Annotated in this window: 21 protein-coding genes; 3 read left to right on the forward strand and 18 right to left on the reverse strand. The window is 71.9% G+C overall.

Features of this window, described 5'->3' with window-relative positions:
- Nucleotides 1-12: 12 nt before the first annotated feature.
- From ABZV77_RS11975 to ABZV77_RS11990, 4 genes are all read right to left on the reverse strand, one after another.
- Complete coding sequence (locus ABZV77_RS11975) at nucleotides 13-975, reverse strand: electron transfer flavoprotein subunit alpha/FixB family protein (RefSeq protein ID WP_356253975.1); 963 nt, start codon at nucleotides 973-975, stop codon at nucleotides 13-15.
- A gap of 57 nt (nucleotides 976-1,032) precedes the next feature.
- The gene (locus ABZV77_RS11980; protein ID WP_356253978.1) at nucleotides 1,033-1,818 is read right to left on the reverse strand and encodes an electron transfer flavoprotein subunit beta/FixA family protein; all 786 of its coding nucleotides are present in this window, start codon (nucleotides 1,816-1,818) and stop codon (nucleotides 1,033-1,035) included.
- Nucleotides 1,819-2,050: 232 nt separating this feature from the next.
- The gene (locus tag ABZV77_RS11985; protein ID WP_356253981.1) at nucleotides 2,051-2,560 is read right to left on the reverse strand and encodes a flavin reductase family protein; all 510 of its coding nucleotides are present in this window, start codon (nucleotides 2,558-2,560) and stop codon (nucleotides 2,051-2,053) included.
- Nucleotides 2,561-2,804: 244 nt separating this feature from the next.
- A complete protein-coding gene (locus ABZV77_RS11990; RefSeq protein WP_356253984.1) occupies nucleotides 2,805-3,131 on the reverse strand; it encodes a thioredoxin family protein in 327 nt (108 codons plus the stop codon).
- A 223-nt stretch (nucleotides 3,132-3,354) separates the two neighbouring features.
- Between ABZV77_RS11990 and ABZV77_RS11995 the strand changes: the two genes are divergently transcribed.
- Nucleotides 3,355-4,083 (forward strand): lysophospholipid acyltransferase family protein, encoded by a 729-nt coding sequence (locus tag ABZV77_RS11995; RefSeq protein WP_356253987.1) that lies wholly within the window; start codon nucleotides 3,355-3,357, stop codon nucleotides 4,081-4,083.
- A 12-nt stretch (nucleotides 4,084-4,095) separates the two neighbouring features.
- Here ABZV77_RS11995 and ABZV77_RS12000 read toward each other — a convergent pair whose 3' ends face one another.
- From ABZV77_RS12000 to ABZV77_RS12050, 11 genes are all read right to left on the reverse strand, one after another.
- Complete coding sequence (locus tag ABZV77_RS12000; RefSeq protein ID WP_356253990.1) at nucleotides 4,096-4,773, reverse strand: phenylalanine--tRNA ligase beta subunit-related protein; 678 nt, start codon at nucleotides 4,771-4,773, stop codon at nucleotides 4,096-4,098.
- A 13-nt stretch (nucleotides 4,774-4,786) separates the two neighbouring features.
- Nucleotides 4,787-5,383 (reverse strand): transglutaminase family protein, encoded by a 597-nt coding sequence (locus ABZV77_RS12005; protein ID WP_356253993.1) that lies wholly within the window; start codon nucleotides 5,381-5,383, stop codon nucleotides 4,787-4,789.
- Between the two features lie 76 nt (nucleotides 5,384-5,459).
- Entirely contained in the window at nucleotides 5,460-6,530 is a 1,071-nt protein-coding gene (locus ABZV77_RS12010; protein WP_356254312.1) for a low specificity L-threonine aldolase, read from the reverse strand.
- A 35-nt stretch (nucleotides 6,531-6,565) separates the two neighbouring features.
- Nucleotides 6,566-7,306: an SDR family NAD(P)-dependent oxidoreductase gene (locus ABZV77_RS12015; RefSeq protein ID WP_356253996.1), complete on the reverse strand. Its 741-nt coding sequence runs from the start codon at nucleotides 7,304-7,306 to the stop codon at nucleotides 6,566-6,568.
- 26 nt (nucleotides 7,307-7,332) lie between these two features.
- Nucleotides 7,333-8,736 (reverse strand): DUF6421 family protein, encoded by a 1,404-nt coding sequence (locus ABZV77_RS12020; protein ID WP_356253999.1) that lies wholly within the window; start codon nucleotides 8,734-8,736, stop codon nucleotides 7,333-7,335.
- Nucleotides 8,737-8,817: 81 nt separating this feature from the next.
- A complete protein-coding gene (locus ABZV77_RS12025) occupies nucleotides 8,818-9,822 on the reverse strand; it encodes an alpha/beta hydrolase (protein WP_356254002.1) in 1,005 nt (334 codons plus the stop codon).
- Nucleotides 9,822-10,958: an LLM class flavin-dependent oxidoreductase gene (locus ABZV77_RS12030; RefSeq protein ID WP_356254005.1), complete on the reverse strand. Its 1,137-nt coding sequence runs from the start codon at nucleotides 10,956-10,958 to the stop codon at nucleotides 9,822-9,824. Before ABZV77_RS12030 ends, ABZV77_RS12025 begins: the two co-directional genes overlap by 1 nt.
- 110 nt (nucleotides 10,959-11,068) lie before the next feature.
- Nucleotides 11,069-12,262, reverse strand: a complete 1,194-nt coding sequence (locus ABZV77_RS12035) for a GDSL-type esterase/lipase family protein (RefSeq protein WP_356254008.1) — start codon at nucleotides 12,260-12,262, stop codon at nucleotides 11,069-11,071.
- Between the two features lie 16 nt (nucleotides 12,263-12,278).
- Nucleotides 12,279-12,875: a WHG domain-containing protein gene (locus ABZV77_RS12040; protein ID WP_356254011.1), complete on the reverse strand. Its 597-nt coding sequence runs from the start codon at nucleotides 12,873-12,875 to the stop codon at nucleotides 12,279-12,281.
- 88 nt (nucleotides 12,876-12,963) lie between these two features.
- On the reverse strand, nucleotides 12,964-13,854 hold the full coding sequence (locus ABZV77_RS12045; protein WP_356254014.1) for a bifunctional helix-turn-helix transcriptional regulator/GNAT family N-acetyltransferase: 891 nt from the start codon (nucleotides 13,852-13,854) through the stop codon (nucleotides 12,964-12,966).
- Nucleotides 13,855-13,905: 51 nt separating this feature from the next.
- Entirely contained in the window at nucleotides 13,906-15,621 is a 1,716-nt protein-coding gene (locus ABZV77_RS12050; protein WP_356254017.1) for a dihydroxyacetone kinase subunit DhaK, read from the reverse strand.
- A gap of 302 nt (nucleotides 15,622-15,923) precedes the next feature.
- Here ABZV77_RS12050 and ABZV77_RS12055 point away from each other — a divergent pair, with 302 nt between their 5' ends.
- Nucleotides 15,924-16,727 (forward strand): helix-turn-helix domain-containing protein, encoded by an 804-nt coding sequence (locus ABZV77_RS12055; RefSeq protein WP_356254019.1) that lies wholly within the window; start codon nucleotides 15,924-15,926, stop codon nucleotides 16,725-16,727.
- A 9-nt stretch (nucleotides 16,728-16,736) separates the two neighbouring features.
- On the opposite strand, the gene ABZV77_RS12060 is transcribed toward ABZV77_RS12055, so the two are convergent.
- From ABZV77_RS12060 to ABZV77_RS12070, 3 genes are all read right to left on the reverse strand, one after another.
- Nucleotides 16,737-17,762: an alpha/beta hydrolase gene (locus tag ABZV77_RS12060; protein ID WP_356254022.1), complete on the reverse strand. Its 1,026-nt coding sequence runs from the start codon at nucleotides 17,760-17,762 to the stop codon at nucleotides 16,737-16,739.
- A 135-nt stretch (nucleotides 17,763-17,897) separates the two neighbouring features.
- Nucleotides 17,898-18,692 carry an SDR family oxidoreductase gene (locus ABZV77_RS12065; protein WP_356254025.1) on the reverse strand — a complete coding sequence of 265 codons (795 nt, stop codon included), beginning with the start codon at nucleotides 18,690-18,692 and terminating at the stop codon, nucleotides 17,898-17,900.
- Nucleotides 18,693-18,792: 100 nt separating this feature from the next.
- Nucleotides 18,793-19,188, reverse strand: coding sequence for a DUF488 family protein (locus ABZV77_RS12070; protein WP_356254315.1), 396 nt, complete (start codon nucleotides 19,186-19,188; stop codon nucleotides 18,793-18,795).
- Nucleotides 19,189-19,309: 121 nt separating this feature from the next.
- Here ABZV77_RS12070 and ABZV77_RS12075 point away from each other — a divergent pair, with 121 nt between their 5' ends.
- Nucleotides 19,310-20,899, forward strand: a complete 1,590-nt coding sequence (locus ABZV77_RS12075; RefSeq protein ID WP_356254028.1) for a phosphatase PAP2 family protein — start codon at nucleotides 19,310-19,312, stop codon at nucleotides 20,897-20,899.
- The last annotated feature ends 51 nt before the right edge of the window (nucleotides 20,900-20,950 follow it).

Genomic DNA, 20,950 nt, shown 5'->3' on the forward strand with positions numbered 1-20,950 from the left:
GGGTCGATGAGCTCAGCCCTTGCGGGTGTTGACCTCGTCGGTGAGCGCCGGGACGACGTCGAAGAGGTCGCCGACCACTCCGTAGTCCACCAGGTCGAAGATCGGGGCCTCGGCGTCCTTGTTGATGGCCACGATGGTCTTCGAGGTCTGCATGCCGGCGCGGTGCTGGATCGCGCCGGAGATGCCGGACGCGATGTACAGCTGCGGGGAGACCGACTTGCCGGTCTGGCCCACCTGGTTGGAGTGCGGGTACCAGCCGGCGTCGACCGCGGCACGCGAGGCGCCCACGGCGGCACCGAGCGAGTCGGCAAGGGCCTCGATGATCGCGAAGTTCTCGGCGCCGTTGACGCCGCGGCCGCCGGAGACCACGATCGCGGCCTCGGTCAGGTCGGGGCGGCCCGTCGACTCGCGCGGGGTGCGCGAGACGACCTTGGTGCCGGTGGCCTTCTCGGAGAAGGAGACCGCGAGGGCCTCGACGGCGCCCGCGGCCGGGGCGGCCTCCACGGCGGCCGAGTTCGGCTTGACCGTGATGACCGGCGTGCCGTTGGAGACACGGGACTTGGTGGTGTACGAGGCGGCGAACGCGGACTGCGTGGCCACCGGGCCCTCGTCGCCGGCCTCGAGGTCGACGGCGTCCGTGATGATGCCGGACTTGATGCGGACCGCGAGGCGGGCCGCGATCTCCTTGCCCTCGGCGGACGACGGGACGAGCACGGCGGCCGGGGAGACGGCCTCGTACGCGGCCTGCAGCGCGTCCACCTTCGGTACGACGAGGTAGTCGGCGAACTCGGGGGCGTCGGCGGTGAGGACCTTCACGGCGCCGTGCTCGGCGAGCGTGGCGGCGGTGGCCTCGGCGCCGGAGCCGAGGGCGACGGCGACGGGCTCGCCGACGCGGCGGGCCAGGGTCAGCAGCTCAAGGGTGGGCTTGCGGACGGCGCCGTCCACGTGGTCGACGTAGACGAGAACTTCAGCCATGGGACTTCAATCTCCTGCAGTTACGAAGAAGTTGGGCGGTTGAGGGGTGACTGAAGCTCAGATGAACTTCTGGCCCGCGAGGAACTCAGCCAGCTGCTTGCCGCCCTCGCCCTCGTCCTTGACGATCGTGCCGGCCGTGCGGGCCGGACGCTCGGCGGCGGAGTCGACCTTGGTCCAGGAACCCTCGAGGCCGACCTCTTCGGCGTCGATGTCCAGGTCGTCCAGGTCGAGCGACTCCACCGGCTTCTTCTTGGCGGCCATGATGCCCTTGAAGGACGGGTAACGGGCCTCGCCCGACTGGTCCGTCACGGACACGACGGCCGGCAGGGACGCCTCCAGCTGCTCGCTGGCGGTGTCGCCGTCACGGCGGCCCTTGACGACGCCGCCGTCGACGGAGACCTCGGAGAGCAGCGTGACCTGCGGGACGCCGAGGCGCTCCGCGAGGATCGCCGGCAGCACGCCCATGGTGCCGTCGGTCGAGGCCATACCGGCGATGACCAGGTCGTAACCGGTCTTCTCGATGGCCTTGGCGAGCACCAGCGAGGTGCCCATCACGTCGGAGCCGTGCAGGTCGTCGTCCTCGACGTGGACGGCCTTGTCGGCGCCCATGGAGAGCGCCTTGCGCAGCGCGTCCTTGGCGTCCTCGGGGCCGACGGTCAGCACGGTGATCTCCGCGTCGTCCGCCTCGTCGGCGATCTGCAGTGCCTGCTCGACCGCGTACTCGTCGAGCTCCGACAGCAGGCCGTCGACGTCGTCGCGGTCGACGGTCAGGTCATCGGCGAAGTGCCGGTCGCCGGTGGCGTCGGGCACGTACTTCACACAGACAACGATCCTCAAGCTCACGCCGGCTCTCCTACTGCATCGTCTTTACTGGGCTGCTGCCTTGGCTTATGGCTACTGCCTTCTTGCAGGCAGCATAGGCGCCTGAAGCGGCGGATCCCGGTCGGGGCGGCCCGCGCTCCGACTGGAATATTACTCATGAGTACACCCAGTTCATTCCCCCTGAGCAAGCGCTTTGAACTGTGACGTTCCCAACGCTCCGTAATCGGACCGCACTGCCGCCCGACGGGAACTTTCAGTCGCGCAACGCGTTGAAGCGCCCGTGGTGGTACAGGAGCGGGCGGCCCTCGTCCGCGCGGTCGCCGACGACGGCCTCCGCGAGCACGATGCGGTGGTCGCCGACGGGCACGCGCGCCACGATCCGGCAGACCAGCCAGGCGAGCGCGCCGTCGAGCACGGGAACCCCCTCGGGGCCCTCGCGCCAGTTCGTGGGCGGGCCGAACCGGTCGGCTCCGCTGCGGGCGAACGTCGCGGCGAGTTCCCGCTGGTGCTCGCCGAGTATGTGGACGCCGACGTGCGCGGTCTCGGCGACCACGGGCCAGCAGGAGGAGCCGGTGCCGATGCCGAACGAGAGCATCGGGGGCTCCGCGGAGACCGAGGCGAGCGAGGTGGCGGTGAAGCCGACGGGGCGGGAATCCTGCGCGGCGGTGATCACGGCGACCCCCGCTGCGTGCTGCCGAAAGACCGAGCGCAGCAGGTCGGGGGTGGCGAGCCGGGGCGTGCTGAGGGCAGGTGTTGCCGTCATGGAGTTGTCCTTCTGCCGGAGATTGCCGGAGGTACGAGCGGAGGCGTCGTTGCTCAGCACTGCGGACAGCGGGCGCTGGCGTGGCGGCCGAGGTCCACGTGGACGCGCTCGTACAGAAGGAGGTCCCGGGGCATGCAGGCAGGCTCGCGATAGATGCCGCGTGCAGTCAAGTCCGTTTCGGAATATGAAAGAAGGATCACGGTCGCGGGCCCGCGCGACCCGCCGTGACCTGCGTGGCGCACCGTCACACGGCCTCCCCCAGTGCGGCGATCACATCGGCCTTGCGGGGCTGCCCGACGGCGCGCCGGACCACGTGCCCGGCCGCGTCGAGGACGAGCACGGTGGGGGTCTTGAGGATGCGCAGCTCCCGTACGAGTTCGAGCCGCGCCTCGGCGTCGATCTCCACATGGGTCACGCCCGGGACCATCCCGGCCACGTCCGCGAGCACTCTGCGCGTCGCCCGGCAGGGCTGACAGAAGGCGCTGGAGAACTGCACGAGCGTCGCCCGCTCCCCCAGCCGCTCCCCGATGTCCGACACGCCGAGCCGCCGCCCGGCCTCCCGTCCCCGCACTTCCGCCTCCGCCCGTCAGCCCTGCACCAATGCGCTCCGAAGTACAGCGTTCGTGCGCCCCGAATGATTCCGACGTGACGAGAATCTCCCGTATCCGCGGCACCAAGGCTGGTCAGCCGTCCGTTGATGGGGCACGATCTGCGCAACGCCGAAAAACCTACGGCTGCGTAACTTTCACGCCGGGACCCCCTCCCCAGGCAGAAACGAAGGGCCCTCCCCACCCATGGCAGAGCTTGTCTACCGTCCCGTCATCGGTGCCGCGAAAACCCTGTTCAAGGCATGGGACCTGAAGATCGACTGCAAGGGTTCGGAGAACATCCCACGCTCCGGCGGCGCGGTCCTGGTCAGCAATCACATCAGTTATCTCGACTTCATCTTCGACGGTCTCGCCGCCCTGCCCCAGAAGCGCATGGTGCGGTTCATGGCGAAGGAGTCGGTGTTCCGGCACAAGATCTCCGGGCCGCTGATGCGCGGAATGAAGCACATCCCCGTCGACCGCAAGCAGGGCGAGACGGCGTATGCGCACGCTCTCGACTCGCTGCGCTCCGGGGAAATCGTCGGCGTCTTCCCCGAGGCGACGATCTCGCAGTCGTTCACCCTGAAGCAGTTCAAGTCGGGCGCCGCGCGACTGGCCCAGGAGGCCGGGGTGCCGCTCATCCCGATGGCCCTGTGGGGCACGCAGCGGCTCTGGACCAAGGGACACCCCCGCAACTTCAAGCGCAGCCACATGCCGATCACGATCCGCGTGGGCGAGCCGGTGGAGGCGCCGAAGGACCAGTACGCGGGTGCGATCACCCGGCGTCTGCGCGAGCGCTGCCAGGAGCTCCTCGAGGCCGCCCAGCGTGCCTACCCGGTGCGCCCCAAGGGCCCGGACGACACCTGGTGGATGCCGGCGCACCTGGGCGGCACCGCACCGACCCCCGCCGAGGTCAAGGCCTCCGAGGCGGGCTGACCGCCACGCCCTTCAGCGGACGGCGACGTGCGCGCCGGGGCTGAACTTTTCGAGCAGCTCGGCCAGTTCCGCGCCCGCCGTTCCGAGGCCCGCGTCCGGCCCCATGCCTTCCAGCAGGAAGATCGCGTTCACCGACTCCTCCGTGAGGCGGGTGCGCGGGCCCTGGCGCCAGTTCCAGCGGCGGCAGGTGACCCCCTCGTCGTCGCACCAGACGACCTCGCCCGCGTCCGGGTGCTCCACGGTCCGCTCCCCCGCGGCGGCGGTCACGAACTCCTCGTCGCCGGTCGCCCGCACCAGCCGCATGCCGCCCTTGATCAGGTCGAGGTCCTCGCCGCCGACCGGGATCAGATGGGCCACGCTGATGGCGTTGTAGAGATCGACGAGAGCATTGATCCGCGGCAGGCCGCCGTCCGCGAGGGCGCGCTTGGCGAGTGCCTCTGCGGAGTTGCGAGTACGCGAGGGCTTGGCGCCGAAGGCCGTGTACGCGGCACGCCAGGCGGCCATGTGCGGGTCCTCGTGCGGGGCCCGGCCGTCGAGACGCGCGGCGAGGCGGCGGGCCGCGTCGTCGAGGAGGGCCCCGGTGGCGTCGGTGCTGGGGCCGTTGACGAGCCCGCGGGCCTCGATGACGACATGACTGAAGCCGGGCGCAAGGGCGCGGACCTCGTCGGAGACGGTCAGGTCGATGGTCATGGTCCGTCGTTCCTCACAGTTTCGAGGGGTAGATCTGCCAGAGGTGGAGCCGGTCCCGGGCCTCCTTGAGCACGCGGAGCGCCACGGGGCTCGGTTCAGCATAGAGGACCGGGTAGTCCACTTCGTTGGACTCGGGATCGACCGGCCAGGCCAGCCGCTCCTCGCCGAGGCGGAACTGCGCGTCGACACCGGCCGGGATGTTGCCGCGCGCGTCCTGCCGGTGCCAGGCGCCGTCGAGCCGCACGGCGACCAGGCCGTGCAGGGAGTAGCCGCTGGTGTTGTCGTCCCGCAGGCGCTGGTAGCAGAACGCCGTGGGAATGTCCTCGGCGCGCAGCAGGGCGGCCAGGGCGTGGGACTTGGCGGTACAGATGCCGGTGCGTTCGCGCAGCACGTCGGAGGCGCGCCAGGTGACCTCCATGCGGCCCGTGTCCTGCGAGTGCGGAACGGTGTCGCGCACGAACTCGAAGGCGGCGCGTGCGTATGCGTACGTATCGACGGATGCTTTTGCGAGACCGGCCGCCGTCTCGCGGACCAGCGGATGATGATGGTCGACGACCTCGTCCGCGGCCAAGTACGCAGACAGGTCGGGGTTTTCCTGGGTCAGCTGCATGTCACGGGAGCATAGGAATGCGCCCGACCGTACGTCAATGACTTTACGGTCGAGCGCATAACTATGCGGAGTCGGCTTAGCGCGCCATCTCTTCCTTGAGCGCCACGAGGAACCCGTCGACGTCCTCTTCGCGGGTGTCGAACGCGCACATCCAGCGGACGTCGCCCGCCGCCTCGTCCCAGAAGTAGAAGCGGTAACGCTTCTGCAAGCGCTCGCTCACGTCGTGCGGCAGCCGGGCGAAGACCGCGTTGGCCTGCACGGGGTAGAGGATCTCCACGCCGTGCACCGAGCGGACGCCCTCCGCGAGGCGCTGCGCCATCTCGTTCGCGTGGCGGGCGTTGCGCAGCCACAGGTCCTTGGCGAGCAGGGCCTCCAACTGCACCGATACGAAGCGCATCTTGGAGGCGAGCTGCATCGACATCTTGCGCAGGTGCTTCATGTGCCGGACGGCGTCCTGGTTGATGACCACGACGGCCTCACCGAACAGCGCACCGTTCTTCGTGCCGCCCAGCGACAGGATGTCGACGCCGACGGCGTTCGTGAACGTCCGCATGGGGACGTCGAGCGCGGCCGCGGCGTTGGATATCCGGGAGCCGTCGAGGTGCACCTTCATGCCGAGCTGGTGCGCGTGGTCGCAGATGTCGCGGATCTCGTCGGGCGTGTAGAGCGTGCCCAGTTCGGTGTTCTGCGCGATCGAGACGACCTGCGGCATGGCCCGGTGCTCGTCGTCCCAGCCGAACGCCTGCCTGTCGATCAGCTCGGGGGTGAGCTTGCCGTCCGGCGTGGGCACGGTGAGCAGCTTGAGGCCCGCCATGCGCTCGGGCGCACCGCCCTCGTCCACGTTGATGTGCGCGGACTCGGCGCAGATCACCGCGCCCCAGCGGTCGGCGACCGCCTGGAGCGCGACGACGTTGGCACCCGTGCCGTTGAACACCGGGAACGCCTCGGCGGTCGGGCCGAAGTGTCCGCGGATCACCTGCTGGAGGTTGGCCGTGTAGTCGTCCTCGCCGTACGCGATCTGGTGACCGCCGTTGGCGAGCGCGAGAGCGGCCATGACCTCGGGGTGGGCGCCCGCGTAGTTGTCGCTGGCGAAGCCGCGCACGTCCGGGTCGTGATGGCGGCGCGCGTCGGTCCTCGGCGGGTTCACTGCTTCCCGGTCACGACCGGTCGTGTCGCGTCCGGTCACGGCTTCTCGGTCAGCCACAGGCGGTTTCCGTTCACTTCCCCGGCGGACTTCTCCCAGACGCCGGCCACGGCCTCGGCCAGATCCTTGACGTCCGTGAAGCCCGCGAACTTCGCGTTGGGCCGTTCCGCGCGCATCGCGTCGTGCACCAGCGCCTTGACCACCAGGATCGCAGCCGCCGCACGCGGCCCTTCGTCGCCCCCCGCCTTGCGGAAGGCGTCGGCGAGGGCGAGCGTCCAGGCCTCGGCCGCCGCCTTCGACGCCGAGTACGCGGCGTTGCCCGCGGTCGGCTTGGAGGCACCCGCGGCGCTGATGAGCAGGTAGCGCCCGCGGTCGCTGCGCTGCAGGCCGCCCTCGAAGGCGAGGGAGGTGTGCTGCACGGTGCGGATCAGGAGCTTTTCGAGGAGGTCCCAGTCGGCGAGGTCGGTCTCGGCGAAGTTCTTGCTGCCGCGCCAGCCGCCCACGAGGTGGACCAGGCCGTCGATCCGGCCGAACTCCTTCTCCGTGCGCGTCGCCCACTCCCGGGCGGCGTCCAGGTCGAGGAGATCGACCGTGTCGCCGATGACGGTGGCCCCGCCGTGCGCGTACCGGGCGGCGTCCACCGCTTCGGCCAGGCGCGCGGCATCGGCGTCCGATGCCACGACGGTGGCCCCGGCCTCGGCCAGCCTCAGCAGGGTGGCGCGTCCTGCGGGCCCGGCCGCTCCGGCCACCGCGATGACGGCTCCATCGAGTGCGGACATGGTCCTCGCCTCCTCCTGGCGGCCGCTCACGCGGCGGCCTTCTCGGCGCCCGAGGCAGCGGTGATCCCCTTGGTGGAGGCGATCACGTGCTTCAGCTTCTTGGAGAGCGCCTCATAGAACATGCTGAGCGGAAACTCGTCGGGAAGCACCTCGTCGACGAGTTTGCGCGGCGGCAGCGAGGTGTCCAGGGCGTCGGGGCCCTTGGCCCAGCGCGATCCGGGGTGCGGGGAGAGATAGCGGGACACCAGGTCGTACGCGGCGAACCAGTGGACCAGCTTCGGGCGGTCGATGCCCGCGCGGTAGAGGTCCTCGATCTCGCCGCACAGCTGGTTGGTGATCTCCGGCGCGCGCTCCCAGTCGATCCTGAGCTGGTTGTCGGTCCAGCGGAGCACGTCGTGCTTGTGGAGGTAGGCGAAGAGGAGCTGGCCGCCGAGTCCGTCGTAGTTCTTGACGCGGTCACCGGTGACCGGGAAGCGGAACATCCGGTCGAAGAGGACGGCGTACTGCACGTCGCGCGCCTGCGGGATGCCCTCGGCCTCCAGCTTCACGGCCTCCTTGAAGGCGGTGAGGTCGCAGCGCAGCTCCTCCAGGCCGTACATCCAGAACGGCTGGCGCTGCTTGATCATGAAGGGGTCGAACGGCAGGTCGCCGTGGCTGTGGGTGCGGTCGTGGACCATGTCCCACAGGACGAACGCCTGCTGGCAGCGGTCCTGGTCGCCGACCATCGCGCGGATGTCGTCGGGCAGTTCGAGCCCGAGGAGGTCCACGGAGGCCTCGGTGACACGGCGGAAGCGGGCCGCCTCGCGGTCGCAGAAGATGCCGCCCCAGGAGAAGCGCTCGGGGGCCTCGCGCACGGCGATGGTCTCGGGGAAGAGGACCGCGGAGTTCGTGTCGTACCCGGCGGTGAAGTCCTCGAAGGTGATGCCGCAGAACAGCGGGTTGTCGTAGCGCGTGCGCTCGAGATCGGCCAGCCAGTCGGGCCAGACCATGCGCAGCACGACCGCTTCGAAGTTGCGGTCGGGGTTTCCGTTCTGCGTGTACATCGGGAAGACGACCAGGTGCTGCAGGCCGTCCTCGCGGTGCGCGGCGGGCTGGAAGGCCAGCAGCGAGTCCAGGAAGTCGGGCACCTGGAAGCCCGCCTCGGCCCAGCGGCGCAGGTCCGCGACGAGCGCGCGGTGGTACGCGGTGTCGTGCGGCAGGAGCGGGGAGAGCTCCTCGATCGCGGATATCAGGCGGTCCACGGCGAGTTCGGCGATGCTCTTCGCCGGGGCGCCGTCCGCATCGAAGTCGATGGACCCGTCCGCCGACTGCCAGGGCCGGATGTCCTCCACGGCATCCTTGAGCACCGGCCACGCGGGGTGGTCCACCACCCGCTCGGCAGCGGCAGGAACCGCACCCTCGATACCCGGCTGCACAAGAATTTCCGTCATGTCCCACCCTCCACAGGAGAACCTCGCGTGAGAACACCGTAAGCGTGCGGGGTTCTCCACGACAAGGGGGGACTCGGGAAATTATCCTGCGCTACCCCCACTTCCGCCGCTGTTTTTCCTGCTGCTGCCTGTTGACTCGATTGCTTCTGCCGCATCTGCCATTGCCTGCCCCGCGTCGGGGAGCAGGCCGGGGAAGCCGAGGAAGCCGTGGAACATCCGCGGGAAGTGGGCGGTGGTGACGTCCACACCGGCCGCCCGCAGGCGCTCCGCGTAGGCCAGGCCCTCGTCGCACAGCGGGTCGCAGCCCGCGGTGACCAGGTGGGCGGGCGGCAGACCGCCGAGGTCGGCGGCGCGCAGCGGTGAGGCGAGGGGGTGCGTGCCGTCGCCGTCGGGGCCGAGGTACTGCTGCCAGAACCAGCGCATGTGCGCGGCGGTCAGGAAGTACCCCTGTGCGTTCTCCCGGTAGGAGCGGGTGTCCTGGGCGGCGTCCAGGACGGGGTAGAGCAGCACCTGTAGCGCGACGGCGGGACCGCCCGCGTCCCTGGCCCGGAGCGTCACCGCGGTGGCGAGACCGCCGCCGCTGCTGTCCCCCGCGGTGACGACGGCGCCCGGGTCGCCGCCGAGTGCGGTGCTCTCGGCGGCGGCCCAGCAGAGCGCCGCGTACGCGTCGTCGACGGCCGCGGGGAAGCGGTGCTCGGGCGCGAGCCGGTAGGCGACGGAGACCACGGCGGCCCCGGAGCGGGCGGCCAGGGCGCGCGCCGTGGCGTCGTGCGAGTCGAGGCCGCAGACGGTGTAGCCGCCGCCGTGGAAGAAGACGACGGTCGGGCGGGGGCCGGGGTGCCGCTCCGGGTCCGGCAGGTAGATGCGTACGGGAATCCCTGGCGCGCCCGGCGGCCCCGGAACGCTCCGGTTCACGACGGACCCGACGGCGGGCGGCGCCTTCCCCGAGGCGGGCGCGGCGGCGAGGATGCGGCGGGCCTCTGCGGCGTCGGTGACCGTGCCGCCGAGGTCGGGGAAGGCGTCGGCCAGGGCGTCGACGAGGGGGCGGGCGAGGGGGTCGAGACGGTCGGGGACGGGCCGCGGCATCAGCTCGGGCCCGCCTCCTGGGCGCGGAAGTACGGGATGACTTTCTCGCCCCACTGCCGCAGCGTCTCCAGGCAGGCCTCCTGCGGGACGGTGCCCATCTGGATGAGGCACATGATCTCGTCGGCCCCCGCGTCGCGCAGGCGCTCGACGTAGGCGATGGCGTCGTCCGCGGTGCCGTACGCGTGGTCGGCGTTGAACGTGGCGGTCGAGTTGGGCCGTACCGGAATGTTGTGCTCGTGCAGGCGCGCAACGACCTGCTCGGCGGCCTGCCGCATCGCGGCGGCCTCGTCACTGCCCTCCACGACCGCCTCGTCGGGGATGCCCGCGCCTCCGTACCAGTGCCCGATGGACTGCGCGAAGAACCGCTGGCCACGGGTGCCGACGCGCCGCGCGGTCTCCCGGTCGTCGAGCACGATGGTCGGGCAGAGCACGGAGAAGTGGTCGTTGACGGCGCTCGACACGAAGCGCGCGTCGGTGCGGGCCGCGATGGCCGCGTCGTACGCCTGACGCATCGCGGCGATCGACTCGGGCCCCGCGAAGCCCATCACCAGGGCGCCGATGCCGAGTTCGGCCGCCTGCGTCAGGGTCTCGGTCCTGCTGCAGGCGAGGAAGAGCGGCGGGTGCGGGGTCTGCTTCGGCCGCGGCAGGATCGGGTGCGGGCCGATGTCGAGGAGTTCGCCGTGGTGCTCGAACTCCTCCTTCTCCCAGGCCTTCCCGATGATCCGCAGCGCCTCTTCGACCTCTTGGGTCGTACGTTCCCTGTCGACCCCGCAGAGCGATGTCTCCTGCTCCGTGCCGCCGCGCCCCGCGCCCAGGTCGAGCCGCCCTCCGGAGAGCAGGTCCAGCATGGCCGCGCGCTCGGCGACCCTCGCCGGGTGGTTGAAGTTGAACGGCATGCAGACGACGCCGTGGCCGATCCTGATGGTGCTCGTGCGCGCGGCGACCCACGTCAGGAAGATTTCCGGCGCGCTCATGTGCGCGTACCACTTGAGGGAGTGGTGCTCGACCGCCCAGACGCGGTCGAACCCCTTCTGCTCGGCGAGCACGGCCTGCTCGACGCTGTCGTGGATCACCTGGTGCTCGCGCTCGACGGTCGGATCGGCGAGCTGAGCCTCGAATATGACGGAGAACTTCACGTGCCCTCCCGGGAGTTGTGCCCGTGCGGCATGGCCCTTGCGTATGACGATTAGCCATATGACTAGTCGTCAGGTCGCGAAGTCGCAAGGGGTGCCGCACAGGCATTCCGTCAGGCCGTGCCGTCCGCGAAGGGGCCTCCTGCCGCGAAGGCCTTGGCGGCGAAGCGTTCGCCGATGCGGTGGTGGGTGGCGGCGTCCGGGTGGAGGTCGTCGGGAAGGGGCAGCTCGGCGGCGTCCACGGAGCCGTAGAGGTCGCGGCCGTCGAGGTAGTGGAGGTGCGGGTCGTCGGCCGACCGCTGCTTCACGATGCGTGCCAGTTCGTCGCGGATGACGTTGAGGGTGAGCTTTCCTGCCGCCCGCTCCGCCGGGTCACCCATCGCCTTGAACCGGATGCGTCCCTCGGCGACATCACTGAAGTCCGGCGCGCTGGGGCCGGGGGTGTCCTCGTGGACGGGGCACAGGATGGGCGAGACGACCAGGAGGGGCGTGTCGGGGTGCCCCTCACGGATGGTGTCGAGGAATCCGTGCACGGCCGGGCCGAAGGCGCGCAGCCGCATCAGGTCGGCATTGACCACATTGATGCCGAGCTTGACGCTGATCAGGTCGGCGGGGGTGTCCCGCAAGGTGCGGGCCGTGAACGGGTCGAGCAGGGCGCTGCCCGCAAGACCCAGGTTGATCAGCTCCACACCGCCGAGCGAGGCGGCGAGCGCGGGCCAGATGGTGGTGGGGCTCGCGGCGTCGGAGCCGTGGCTGATCGAACTGCCGTGGTGCAGCCACACCTTGCGGCCCGGATCGCGCGCGGGCTCCACGGGAGCGTCGGTGCGCAGGGCGACCAGCTCGGTGGTCTCGTTGTGCGGCAGCCAGATCTCGACGTCCTTCATGCCGTCGGGCAGACCGTCGAAGCGCGCGGTGCCGGGCTCCCCCGCGGTGTGCTCGACGGTCCCCGCACTCATGTCGATGGTCAGGACGTTGCCGCCCTGGACGGTCGCCGCACCGGCCGGGCGGCCGTCCACGAGCAGGTCGTAGACGCCGTCGGGGCGGGGCGGGGCGCCCGCGTAGGACCGCTTGGTGGGCAGCGTGTCGAGCTCGATCGCGGTGGCGCGGGTGCGGAACGCCAGGCGTACGCCGGACGGCTGGGACTCGGCCATGGCGAGCTGCCCGTCGGTGTTCTGGACGCGGGCCCGGGCGGGGAGCCGGTGCGGCAGTACGCCGCGCTCGGTGTGCTCCACGTCGAGGGCGCCGCGCAGGAGCCCCGCGGTGATGGCCGTGTTGATCCAGGAGTGGTGGGTGTCTTCGGTGTGCATTGCCTCAACCTGTTGATCAAGTAAGTGGATGGGGGCCCTGGGCGGTCGGCTCGGGCCAGTTGCGCAGCAGGGCGTCGAGGGCGTCGATGACGCGCGTCCACGTCTCCTGCGAGTCGGGCGCGCTGTGGCTGAAGCCGCCCGCGAGCTCCAGGCTCACGTAGCCGTGGAAGACGCTGCCGAGGAGGCGGACCGCGTGGGTCTGGTCCGGTTCCGCCAGGTCGTACCCGCGCAGGATCGCCCGCGACATCTCCGCGTGCCTGCCGCCCGCGCTGGCGGCGGCCGCTTCAGGGGCAAGTCGCAGCTGGGCCGCCGCGTACCGGCCGGGGTGCTCCTGCGCGTAGTCGCGGTAGACGTTCGCCAGCGCGGCCAGCGCGTCCTTGCCCGCACGCCCCGCAAGGGCGTCGGCGCCCCGGTCGGCGAGTTCCGCAAGGGCGAGCAGGGCGATCCCTGTCTTGAGGTCCTGGGAGTTCTTCACGTGCGAGTAGAGGCTCGCGACCTTGACGTCGAAGCGGCGGGCGAGCGCCGAGACGGTCACCTGGTCGAAGCCGACCTCGTCCGCGAGCTCCGCTCCCGCCCGGACCAGACGTTCCGTGGTCAGTCCTACGCGCACCATGATGTTCCCCTCTCTCGGCATAACCGATTATGCATTTGCCTAATACCTTTAGGCAAATCGATGTCGAGGTTAGGGACGCTTGGTGTACTCAGGGTCGCTCGATGCGCTTCTCGAACCAGTGGTGCGCGTACGGCTCGTCGTTGAACGCGGGCACCTCGCGGAAGCCGCAGGAGTGGTAGAGGCCGATCGCCGCGTCGAGTGCCTTGTTGGTGTCCAGGCGCAGGACGGTGCGGCCCTCGCGGGCGGCCAGCGCCTCCAGTTCCGCGAGGAAGCGGCGGCCGAGGCCGAGTCCCCGCGCCGCGGGCGCGACCCACATGCGCTTGATCTCGGCCGCGGAACCGGACGGCAGCTTGAGCCCGGCGCAGCCGATGGGCTCGACCTGCGACCTCGCCACCAGGAACAGGCCGTCCGGCGGCCGCAGCCCGCCCGCGTCCGGCAGCAGGCTCTGCGCGGGATCGAAGCCGGTGTCGAAGCGCTCCTGCAGTTCGGTGAAGTAGGACCGCAGGCAGCCCTGGGCGTCCGGATGGTCGGGGTCGACGGCGTCCAGGGTGACCGTCCCTGCGGTGAGCAGCCGGTCGACCTCGGCCATGGCGGCGACGAGCCGGGCGCGCTGTGCGGTGTTCAGCGGCTCCAGGAGGGAGCCCGCGAGATCGTCGCTCCGCTCGTCGAGGAGGTCGCGTTCGGCGCGGCCGGTCGCGGTCAGCCGGACCGTGCGGACCCTGCGGTCCCGGGGATGCGGCTCCACGACCACCAGGCCGTCGGCCTCCAGGGCGCGCAGCAGGCGGCTGACGTAGCCGGAGTCGAGGCCGAGGCGCTCGCGCAGCCTGCGCACGTCCTGCCCCTGCTCGCCGATCTCCCAGAGGAGCCGGGCCTCGCCGATGGGCCGGTCGCGGCCCAGGTAGTGGTCGTGCAGCACGCCCACGCGTTCGGTGACCGTGCGATTGAAGCGGCGTACTTGGTCGATCTGTCCGGCAGTCATTCTCTGACCTTAGTCAGAGAATGACTGCCGGACGAGTCGATCAGTGTCCGGTCAGATGACGGTGATGTGCCCGGGGGCGGGCAGGCGGGGAGCCGTGGCGGGCTCGTGGATGTCCGCGAGCGCCATGAAGAGCAGCGCGACGGCCAGGGCGCCGGGGTCCGGCACGCCGAGCGCGTGGTCCCCCACGTAGCTGGCGCGGCCGCGGCGGGGGCGCAGCGAGGCGGTGGCGAGGGCGCCGCGGATGGCCGCCTGCGCGGCCTCGGTCAGCGGGGCCTCGGGGGCGTCGGCGTCCCGGGCGGCGGCCAGGGACTCGGCGGCGGGCGCGAGTGCGTCGACCAGCGTGCAGTCGCCGGGGACCGCGCCGCCCACCCGGTGGATGGCGGCGTGCCCGGCCGCGGCGGCCTCCGCGAGCGCGGCCACCGTCGGGGCGCCGCCGTCCGCGGGCGAGGCGGTGGCCAGGTGCTGGAAGAGGAGGCCGAACAATGGGCCGCTGGTGCCTCCGACGTCGTTGAGGAAGGCCTCGGCGAGAGCCGCCGTGCCGTCGAGGCCCGTCTCGTCGGCCAGCTTCACCGCGCGGCGCACGCCACCGGCGAGGTTGTCGCCGAAGTCGCCGTCGCCGACGAGCTGATCGAGCTTGGTGAGGTTGTCGCGGACCTGTGTGACGGTGAGCGCGTAACGGTCGAGCAGGGCGCGGTCGCCGCCCTCGCGCGGCGCGGCGGCCGGGGTGCTCGCGGGCGTCGGCACCGGTGCCGCGGGGCTCTCGGGGGTGAGGGAGGGGCGCGGCAGGACGAGCGGGGTCCGGGTGGGGGCGGTCCACAGCTCGGCCCAGCCTTCCTCCAGGCGCGTGAGGGTGAGGGAGAACCCGGCCATGTCGAGGGCGGCCGTGAAGGTGCCGGGGACGACCAGGACCGGACGCAGGCCGCGGGCGGTGAGCTCGTCGTTCAGGAGCACGGCGATGGCGTTGAGCTCCAGCTCGGTGGTGGCGCCCAGTCCGTTGACGAGGGCGAGCACCTCGTCGGGCCCCTCGGGCAGCGCGTCGAGGAGGTCGTCGGTCATGCGGCGGACGAGGTCGCCGGTCGCGGGCCTGGCGATGGTGCGGGTGCCGCGCTCGCCGTGGATGCCGACGCCGTAGTCGAGGGTGCCCTCGTCCAGCTCGAACGCGGGCTTCAGGGTGGTGGGCGAGGTCTGGGCGCGGGCCGCGACGGCGATGCTGCGGGAGTGGCCGACGATCCGTCGGCCCAGCTCGGCGAGCTCCTCCAGCGTCGCGCCCCGGTCGGCGGCGGCGCCGAGGAGCTTCTCGACGACGACCGTCGCGGCGGTGCCCCTGCGGCCGGTGGCGCTCTCCGCGCTGTCCGTGGCCAGGTCGTCGTCGATCAGGACGGTGGCGACGGGGATGCCGTCGTGCCGCAGGCGCTCGGCCGCGATCTGGAAGTTGATCACGTCGCCGGTGTAGTTCTTGACGATGTGCAGGACGCCGCCGCTCTTCGCGGCCGCCGCGCTCGCCTCGTAGATCTGCCGGTTGTGCGGGGAGGCGAAGACCTCGCCGGGACAGACGGCGTCCAGGCCGCCCCTGCCCAGGAGCCCGGTGTGCAGCGGCTCGTGGCCGGAGCCGCCGCCCGAGACCAGGGCGACCGTGCGGGCCGGGTCCGCGTCCCGCGCCCGCAGGTAGAGCGGGCTGCCGTTCACCTCGATCGTGCCGGCGTGCGCCAGGGCCAGCCCACGGGCGGCGGTCAGCACGGCATCGGTCTCCGGAAGGAAGTGGCTCATCGGTGAACTCTCCGTAGGTGTGCGAGGGGCGCGCGCGGCGGCCGACGGACGGGCCGACCGCGCCGCGGAACAACGGTCCCGCACCCGGAACCCCGGAGTTCCGACCGTGCCGGGTGGCGAGACGCCCACCATGGCCGCCCGCACCGCACCAAGGTCGGCACGCCCGGATACCGGCACTCCCGCGTTCCGGTCACCGGCGCCGTGTGCGAGGCTGACACCGTGCCCCGGACCGGCCGAGATCCGCGCGGGGCACGCGGCACTCTCCGTACGACAGCACCATTTTTGCGAGGTCTTTACTGTTGGTGGACGCGCGACGTGAGGACCTGGGACGGATGCTGCGCGCCTGGCGGATGGCGCGGGACCCCGCCCTGCTGCCCGGCCCCGTCCCCTTCCGCGGTCACCGGAAGTACCTCACCCAGCTCGACATGGCCCTGCTGCTCGGGGTCTCCGAACGCTGGTACCGCGCGCTGGAGCGGGGCGAGGACCGCAAGTACGCCCGCGAGATGATCGCCGGTGTCGCACGGATCCTCGACCTCTCCCCCCGTCAGTCGACCGCCCTCCACCGCGGCACCGGCCACCCGCCGCCCCGCCACCGCACGGAGGGCGCCCGGCCGGATGACGCGATGCTCGACCTGCTGCACCAGCAGCGCCGGGTGAGCTGGATCTGCGACCAGGCCTGGGACGTGGTCGCCGTCAACGCCGTGGCGGCGCGGCACTGCCCCTGGCTGGCCCGCGCGGACGCGAACGTCATGACCTGGGCGTTCTCCGCCGAGGCCCGGTATCAGCTGCGTGACTGGGACACGAAGTGGGCGGCCCCGCTGCTCGGGCGGCTGCGCCTGGCCTGGCAGCGCTGGCCGGACAACGAGCGCCTGGACGACGTGGTGCGGACGGTACGGCACGAGCCGGGCGTCGCCGCGCTCTGGGACCGCACGGCCGACGTCCGGGCACCTCTCGACGACGCGGACGACGCGGCGCTCCCCATGTACTTCCCGCTGGTGGCGCCCGACCCGTTCGACGTGCACGTCTCGGCGTACGGGCGCTTCGGCGACACGGCGCTGCGCTGGCTCGTCCTCACGCCCGTGGACCCGACGGTCACGTTCCCCTGAGAGCCTCCGTCAGTCGGCCAGGGTGCCCAGCCACTCCGTCAGGAGTCCGTTGACCTCGGCAGGGCGTTCCTGCTGGACCCAGTGGCCGCAGCCGTCGAGGACGTGCGAGGCGTACAGGCCCGGCAGGGTGTCGGGGTACGCCTTGATCGCGTCCGACAGCCACATGGTCGATGCGTCCAGGCCGCCGCCGATGAACAGGGACGGCTGGCGGATCGGCGCTCCGGCGAAGCGGGGGGTGAGGTCCTCCCAGTCGCGGTCCATGTTGCGGTAGCGGTTGAGCGCGCCGGTCAGTCCTGTCCGCTCGAACTCCGCGGCGTAGACGTCGAGATCCCGCTCGTCGAGCCAGCCGGGCAGCCGCCCCGCGGGGAACCGGTCACGCAGCCGCCCGCCACGGCTCACGAAGTGCGGGTCAGGCGCGCCCGGTCCTGGCATCGTGTCGGCGGAGAGCGCGGCGTAGAAGCCCGCGAGCCAGCCCCGGACGTCCGGTTCGATCTCGGCCTCGGCGCGCCCGGGCTCTTGGAAGTACGAGACGTAGAACTCCTCGTCCCCGCCCATCCCGGCGAACACCTCACCGGGCCGCGGGCCGCCCGGCGGCGTGTACGGGACGCTCAGCAGGCCGACCGCGCGGAAGACGTCGGGCCTGACGAGCGCGGAGTGCGCGGCGACGTTCGCGCCCCAGTCGTGCCCCACGACGACCGCGCTCTCCTCGCCGAGTTCCCGCACCACGGCGACGCCGTCCTCGACCAGGTCGAGCATCCGGTACGCGGCGGTGTCCGCGGGCCGCGACGAACGTCCGTAGCCGCGCACGTCGACGGCGACCGCGCGGTACCCGGCCGCGGCCAGGGCCGGCAGTTGGTGGCGCCAGGAGTACCAGGACTCGGGGAAGCCGTGCACCAGCAGGACGAGGGGTCCGGTGCCCTGCTCCACGAGGTGGATGCGGCCCGCGGGCGAGGGGACCAGGCGGTGGGTGAGGTCTCCGGGGGACGAGGTCTGGGGCTGGCGCTGGGATTGGGGCTGGGGCTGGGGCTGGGGCATGGACCCTCCTGGGGCTCCGGCGGCGGCGACTCGGTCCCGAGCATGCGACGCGCGTCCGCGGCAGGACGACGTTCGTTGCCGTTCCGGCAAACGCGCCACCAGGACAGCCCGTGCGAGAGCCAGCGGAAAAACCGACTACGGAACGATCGAGTCCACGTATCCGCCGTCCACCCGCACCGCGCCGCCCGTCGTCGCGGACGCCAGCGGGGAGCTGAGATAGACGACCATGTGCGCGATCTCCTCCGGCTCGATGAGCCGCTGGATCAGCGACTGTGGGCGGTGCTCCGTCATGAACTTCCGCTGCGCCTCGTCCCACGGCAGCGCGCGGTCGACCAGTTCGTAGACGAAGTCCTCCACGCCGCCGGTGTGCGTCGGCCCGGCGATCACGGAGTTGACGGTGACGCCGGTCCCCGCCGCCTCCTTCGCGAAGCCCCGCGACACCGCGAGCAGCGCGGTCTTCGACATGCCGTAGTGGATCATCTCCGCGGGCGTGACGAGCGCCGAGTCGCTGGCGATGTTCAGGATCCGGCCCCAGGAACCGTCCTTCATGCCCGGCAGATAGTGGCGGATCATCCGCACCGCGGTGAGGACGTTGACCTCGAAGTAGCGGCGCCACTCGGCGTCGCTGATGTCGAGGGCGGGCTCGGCGCCGAAGACACCGAGGTTGTTCACGAGGACGTCCGCCCGCGGAACGGCCTCGAAGACCTGCTCCGCGCCCTCGTCGGTGGAGATGTCCCCCGGTGCCGCGAGGAACTCGGCGCCGTCGCACTCGCCCTTGAGCCGGTCGACGGCGGCGTCCACGGACTCACGGGACCGTCCGTTGACCGCCACCCGGGCGCCCGCCCGTGCCAGACCGGCGGCGATCGCCGCGCCGATTCCCTGGGTCGAGCCGGTGACGAGCGCGGTCCTGCCGGAAAGGTCGACGAGCACGGTGCGTACCTCCTGGAGTTCCTGTCGTGCCTCTGATCTGCCACGGGTACGCCGTCGGCGTGCCCTCTGGCGTGCCTCTGGTGTCCCCCTGCCCCCATGCTTACCCCTTCTCCCCCCTGTCCCGCCCGCCCGGGTCCAGCGCGTCGACGAGCACGCGTACGTGCCCGTGCGGGAGGTCCTTCGTGGCCGTCAGAAGGGTCAGCCGGCCTGCGCGGGCGAGGCTGCGCAGCCGGTCGAGTTCCGCCGCTCTCTCCGGGGCGGCGAGCTCGTGGCGGTAGCGCTCGGCGAACTCGTCGAAGCGGTCGGGGTCGTGGCCGTACCAGCGGCGCAGCTCGTTCGACGGCGCCAGCTCCTTGTCCCAGGCGTCGAGCCGGGCCCGGTCCTTGGACACCCCGCGCGGCCAGAGCCTGTCGATCAGGACGCGGGTGCCGTCGTCGGGCGACGCCTCGTCGTAGACGCGCTTGACCTGCACGTCGAGGGAGCGGCTCGGCGCCATGCGGTTCTCCGTCCGGTCGGCTGCCACCCGCAGGTCGGGGGCCGCCCCCAAGACTGCGACACGTACCCCGTTCGGGCGAGCATTGCGGGCCTGCGCCGCGTCGCCCTGCTCAAGTGAGGCCATGAAACGACGGATCGGGAGCATCGACCGACGATGGTTCGAACGGGTGGCGTCCGCGCGGCTGCCGGGCGCGGAGCAGGTGCTGCCGCCGCTGAGTTCGGCGGCGAACCACGGGCGGCTGTGGTTCGGTGTGGCGGGGGCCCTCGCGGTCGTCGGGGGCCCGGCGGCCCGGCGTGCCGCTCGGCGCGGGGTCGGCGCCCTCGCGCTGGCCTCGGTGGCCACGAACACCGTGGCGAAGTACGCGGTACGCCGACACCGCCCCGTCCTCGACGCCGTCCCCGCGATGCGCCGTCTCTCGAAGGAACCGTGGACGTCCTCGTTCCCGTCCGGGCACGCCGCGTCGGCGGCGGCGTTCACCGTGGGGGTGGCGCTGGAGACGCCCCGGTACGGGGCGCTGCTCGCGCCGGTGGCCGCGGCCGTGGCGTTCTCCCGGGTGTACGTGGGGGTGCACTACCCGGGTGACGTCCTCGCGGGCTGTGCGCTGGGCGCGGCGGCCGCCGCGGTGACCTGCTACTGGTGGCCGCCGCGCCCCTCGCCCGCGCAGCACCGGCGGTCCCGGGTGAAGGCGCCCGCGCTGCCCGAGGGCGAGGGGCTTGTCGTGGTCCTCAACTCCGGTTCGGGGAAGGGCGTTCCGGGGCGGCTGCCCGCGCAGGAGCACGTGGCGCTGCTGCTGCCGAAGGCCGAGGTCCTGGCGTGCGGCCCTGGCGACGACCTCGGCGAGATCCTGGACAGGGCCGTGGCGCGGGCCACGGCTACGGCCGGGGTGCTCGGCGTCTGCGGCGGGGACGGCACGGTGAACGCCACCGCCCGGCGCGCCGCGGAGGCGGGGCTGCCGCTTGCGGTCTTCCCCGGCGGCACCCTCAACCACTTCGCCCTGGACGCGGGCACACCCACCTTCGAGGACACCGCGCACGCCGTGCTGCGGGGCGAGGCCGTCCGCGTCGACCTGGCGCGGGTGCGCGACGGCGAGGGCAAGGACGTCACCGGCTTCGTCAACACCTTCAGTATCGGGCTCTATCCGGAACTCGTGCGGCAGCGGGAGAAGTTGGAGGGGCGCATCGGCAAGTGGCCCGCGGCGGCGGTGTCGTTCATCGAGGTACTGCGGACCGCCACTCCGCTGCGGATCCGGCTCGACGGCCACGACCGTGCCCTGTGGCTGCTGTTCGCGGGCAACGGCCAGTACGCGCCGGACGGCCTCTCGCCCACGCACCGGCCCCGCATGGACGACGGCCTCCTCGACATCCGCACGGTCGACGCGGAGGCACCGCTGGCCCGGACCCGCGTCGCCCTCTCCTCTCTGGGCGGTGCGCTGCGGCGCTCCAGGGTGTTCCGCACTGAGCGCGTCGAGCAGCTCAGGCTCAGCGGCCTGGAGGACGTGGCGAGACTCGCGTACGACGGCGAGACCGCCCCGGCACCGGACACCCTGCTCCTCGACAAGCTGCACTCCGCGCTGACGGTCTACAGCCCCGCCGCGCCACTGGACGAGATCGCCCAGCGGGCCCGCACCCTCACGCTGGCGGCGAACCGCCGTCCGGGCCGGTGGCGGCGGCCGTTCGGGGGCGGTGCGAGTGGCCCGCTGCCTGCCGGGTGATGCCTTGGGCCCCGGTGCGCGGCGGTCTGGCCGCCCACCCTTGCGCCCGTA

The sequence above is a fragment of the Streptomyces sp. NPDC004732 genome, assembly GCF_040609235.1.
Classification (GTDB): domain Bacteria; phylum Actinomycetota; class Actinomycetes; order Streptomycetales; family Streptomycetaceae; genus Streptomyces.